This is a genomic window from Mesotoga sp. HF07.pep.5.2.highcov (assembly GCF_003666285.1).
Taxonomy (GTDB): Bacteria; Thermotogota; Thermotogae; order Petrotogales; family Kosmotogaceae; genus Mesotoga; species Mesotoga prima.
Genome location: NZ_JFHJ01000420.1, coordinates 1 through 1295, shown reverse-complemented (window position 1 = coordinate 1295; position 1295 = coordinate 1). Strand labels below are relative to the sequence as shown.

Genomic DNA, 1295 nt, shown 5'->3' with positions numbered 1-1295 from the left:
AAACTTCCTTCAGATAGTGATTGCGGATTTCTCGAAAAGATCCAGAAGAGACATCCCGCCGATGTCCAGATAATAATAAACGGAATCGGCGGAATTATATAGTCTTAAAACCCTCTTTTCAGTTCTCCCGGGAAGAAGCAGGAAACGTAATGACCTCCGCCAATATCTTGCAGCTTAGGCTCTTCTTTGGAGCAGATATCCTTTGCAATTGGACATCTCGGATGGAATCTGCAACCGGTTGGCGGGTTTATAGGACTTGGCACATCCCCTTCAAGAAGAATTCTCTGCTTCTTTTTCTCGGGGTTAGCCTCTGGAATTGCCGACATTAGAGAGACAGTATAAGGATGAAGTGGGTTATCGAAAAGCTTCTTTTTGTCTGCAAGTTCGGCTATTTTCCCAAGATACATGACGGCCACTCGTTTGCTTACGTGCTTCACAACGCCAAGATCGTGGGCAATGAAGAGATAAGTGAGGCCAAAATCCTTTTGCAGATCGCTGAGGAGATTAAGAATCTGAGCCTGAATCGATACGTCGAGAGCCGAGACGGCTTCGTCACAGACAATGAGCCTGGGATTCAAAATGAGAGCTCTGGCAACGCCTATACGTTGCCTCTGACCACCGCTGAACTCGTGGGGGAATCTAGACATGTGATCCTTTGACAGACCTACTTTTGTCATAATGTCGGCCACTTTGTCCATAACATCTCTGCCGGTAGCGAGTCCGTGAATTCTTGCACCTTCGCCAATAATATTCTTGACTCTCATCCTGGGATTTAATGAAGAGAAGGGATCCTGGAAAATTATCTGAGCATCTCTTCTGAATGCTTTCCTCTTTTCCTCTCTGTTTCCCAGAAGACTCTTTATGAATTCCCCGGCGTCCTCGTTGAATTCTTTGAAGTACTTCTCTGCCATTTTTTTGTCAAAGCCATCTTCGATGGAGCTGATAGCGCCTTCGACCGATCCCGACTTCTCTTTAAGGTCAGAAAACTTCTCGATGTAAGTTTGCTTAATATACTTTCTGGCTTTGAGAGAAGGCATGAAGAAATGGGTAGTGTCTTCGTCGCCCACAATTATTCTTCCCGAAGTCGGCTCGTAAAGCCTGAGAACAGTCATACCCGCTGTGGTTTTTCCGCAGCCGGATTCACCGACCAGTCCAAGAGTCTCCTTTTCGTAAACACTGAAGCTTACGTCATCGACAGCTTTGACTTGAGCAACGACTCTTCTAAAAACACCTGCCTTCACCGGAAAGTACTTCACTAAATTATCTGTTCTGAGGAGAAGTTTGCTTTTGTTATC

Annotated in this window: 1 protein-coding gene; it reads right to left on the bottom strand. The window is 45.5% G+C overall.

Annotated elements, in window-relative coordinates:
• Positions 1-104: 104 nt before the first annotated feature.
• Positions 105-1295: ABC transporter ATP-binding protein (locus BG32_RS08855; RefSeq protein WP_310793882.1), on the bottom strand; the 1191-nt coding region annotated here is incomplete at its 5' end.